This window comes from Lacinutrix sp. C3R15, assembly GCF_018860825.1.
In the GTDB taxonomy this organism is placed as follows: Bacteria; Bacteroidota; Bacteroidia; order Flavobacteriales; family Flavobacteriaceae; genus Oceanihabitans.
The window spans coordinates 1-2949 of sequence record NZ_JAHKPZ010000026.1; the positions used below are offsets into that span (position 1 = coordinate 1).

The 2949-nt window shown below is 28.1% G+C and carries 3 protein-coding genes; 1 reads left to right on the forward strand and 2 read right to left on the reverse strand.

Annotation, left to right across the window (positions count from 1 at the left end; translation table 11 throughout):
• Window positions 1-124 precede the first annotated feature (124 nt).
• Both KO494_RS08620 and KO494_RS08625 read right to left on the reverse strand, forming a co-directional pair.
• A complete protein-coding gene (locus KO494_RS08620; RefSeq protein ID WP_215967206.1) occupies window positions 125-970 on the reverse strand; it encodes a hypothetical protein in 846 nt (281 codons plus the stop codon).
• A 1-nt stretch (window position 971) separates the two neighbouring features.
• Window positions 972-1793: a HipA family kinase gene (locus KO494_RS08625; RefSeq protein ID WP_215967207.1), complete on the reverse strand. Its 822-nt coding sequence runs from the start codon at window positions 1791-1793 to the stop codon at window positions 972-974.
• Between the two features lie 239 nt (window positions 1794-2032).
• Between KO494_RS08625 and KO494_RS08630 the strand changes: the two genes are divergently transcribed.
• Window positions 2033-2791: a hypothetical protein gene (locus KO494_RS08630; RefSeq protein WP_252730359.1), complete on the forward strand. Its 759-nt coding sequence runs from the start codon at window positions 2033-2035 to the stop codon at window positions 2789-2791.
• The last annotated feature ends 158 nt before the right edge of the window (window positions 2792-2949 follow it).

Below are 2949 nucleotides of genomic sequence, written 5' to 3' on the forward strand. Positions count from 1 at the left end.
CGAGCCATACACAAACACGTTGTGCAAAATTTAAAATTACGGCAAGTTTGAAAAATTTAGGAAATAAAATCAATCAGAAATACTAAAAGAAAAATAAAACATTCTGATTTGTTAGTATCTAATTTTAATCAAAAAAAGGTCTAACATTATTTTTTTGAATGTAATCTTCAATAATTCCAACTTCACTAATATCGACAAACTCTAGAAATTCAGTATCTCTAATATGTTCCCATAGCAAATGGTTTTTATTTATTCTCTTTTGAGGTTCTCTTCCCAAAACAAAATACTTTCCTCTAGAGTCACCTTCTAATTCTATAGCTTTTGTTAAAGACACAAATCTAGTAACATCATTTTCAAGATAATAATGACTTTTTTCAAAGTCTATTGTTTGTCCAGCTACAGGTATTCCATTTACACCTATAAAATCTATATCTATTGGTGCAAATAAATTTTCAAAATCATCAGAGGTCAATGTCTTTTCAATGTTAACTTTCTCTTGAATTTTAGGAAATAATTGCTTTTTGACTATAGAATGAACATTAAATTCAGGTTCAACATTCGTGTCATCAGAAAATTTAAAAATATATTTTTCAAAAATTCTTTTAAATGTATTATCATTTAAATCTACATCAATCGTTTTTGGTTCAGAAAACTGGATAATATTATTTGAATATCTAGAAAGATAAACTAAATAACTCTCATTAATCCAATCATTCTTAAAATCTCTTTTAATAAATAATTTATTAGAGTCAACTATATTATCAGAAACAATCTCTTTATCAATTGACTTAAGGTAACTTTTAACTAAACCATATCTCTCACTATTTAAAATACCTTTAAAAGCAGAAAGCTTGTCCGAAGAGAATTTAAAATAATTTTTAGAACCATTAGACACAAGAACGCCTATACTAACTCTTTCATTAAGAGTAGTATTCAAATTAACGTAAAGTATTGAATAAATAGTTTTCATTTTAATTAGCTACAAAAGATTGTATAAACTCTCTAAAGTTCGATTCACATTGATTTTTCCAATCATCAGAAAATAAATTATCAATAATTCTTTTCTTAATTAAGACTTTATCGATATTCCAAGAGTCAGGTACTAAATCTAAAATATCGTCTAATTTATTTTCACATTCTTTGGTGCAAATGTATAACATTTCAACCAAGTTATTCACAATGTCTGTTAATTTCCTATCTTTTCCAAATAAAATTTTTGCTATATCTGTTTTAATTATTGAATCATCCTCTGTCAATTCTGCTATTCCATAATCAAGAAAAGTTGAATTAAAAATGTTTACGTGGTCGATTGCATAGAAAAAATTTATTTTATCAGGAGAAACATATAAAAGTAAATTAAAGTTATTATGATTCCTATCTTCATTTGCTGTCCAAATATCAAATAGTGCTATTTTTAAAAAATCCGTCTTATCAGATATTTTATCTCTAAAAGATTTTTCCTGAAACATTGACACCATAGTATGATCTAATTCTTTAGAAGTTTCTAGATATAAAGACCCGAAACATTCCTTTTCAAACCAACCTAACTGTAATTGTGGAAATTTTTCATTTGGAATATGTTCTCTTTTAACGTTAATAAAACAAGTTTCGGGTGTTTTAATTCCCCATATTTTAGCAAATTCAGATGCTATCAACTCGTTAAACAAATATTTAGGAAACCTATCATACTTACATACCCAATCTCTGAAATCATCGCAAGTTACAAGTAGCGGACTACTTCCTTGAGTGTCAAAAACTTTATGAACATCTTCAATTGTATGAAGTAATTGCATTAAAAAAATTTTATATACTTATTATACAAACAAATATATCAAATAAAAACTTTGCACAACAACGTATATAAAAAATAGCTAAATAATCGCCTAACTTAATTTGTATTGCTTATTTAATAACGTTATTTTAGTCGGAAAAGTATGTGGTTACTTACACGCTACTTTTCATATACAAAACCGTTACCCATAAGCTGAACCAACCATTGAAAATACTGCTTCACATAATAATTATCGTTTTTTTGACTGTTGTAACTCAAATAGGTGGAATAATATATTTGATTGCAATTTTGTTGGTTAAGAAAAGTGCGGAAAAGAAACAATTGAAACGGATTGGAATTTTCGCAGTTCTATATTTACTCACAACATTTTTAATAATTCCTAATGTTGCACCAATTTTCGGACGTGAAAAAATAAAGGAAACGGAATTTTTAAAAGCTCGGTCTTTCTTTTATAAACTTGCTAATAGAAACTATGTAAGACCTCAATTGAACAAATCAATCGGACAAATAGCAACCGAATTTGAGAGACTAAACGCAGGAATAAAAATGGTTTATCTCGATGCGAATTTTCCATTTATAAACAAATTTCCTCTTTTGCCTCACTTAAGCCATAATGACGGAAAGAAAATTGACGTTTCTCTGATTTACGAAAATGACAACGGACAATTGACTAATAAAAAACCATCAGTTAGTGGATATGGTGTTTATGAAATGCCGACCGAAAAAGAATATGACCAAAACGCTGTTTGTAAGAAAAATGGAAATTGGCAATATGATTTTCCAAAATATCTGACTTTAGGCACAATAAACAAAGACATTGTGTTTTCCGAAAAAGGAACTCGACAATTAGTAGAATTGATTTTAAAACAAAAAAGTATTGGTAAATTGTTTATCGAACCACATTTAAAAACTCGATTGAATTTGAACAATGGAAAAGTACGTTTTCACGGATGTCAAGCAGTTAGACACGATGACCATATACATTTCCAACTGAAATAATAAAGAAAAAGCCTATGGGTAACACCGTATATAATTTATTGCTAGTCCTAGCCTACTTACGAAAATCCTCGCGGATTTTCTATCTGTAATTTATTTGCTAACTTTAGTGCTTAAAACACGCAACAAACCATATACAAAAACGTTACCAAAAATAGCGT

Excerpts from the sequence above, each read along its gene's own strand:
- KO494_RS08620 (WP_215967206.1), bottom strand. The coding sequence starts at position 970 with ATGAAAACTATTTATTCAATACTTTACGTTAATTTGAATACTACTCTT.
- KO494_RS08625 (WP_215967207.1), bottom strand. The coding sequence starts at position 1,793 with ATGCAATTACTTCATACAATTGAAGATGTTCATAAAGTTTTTGACACT.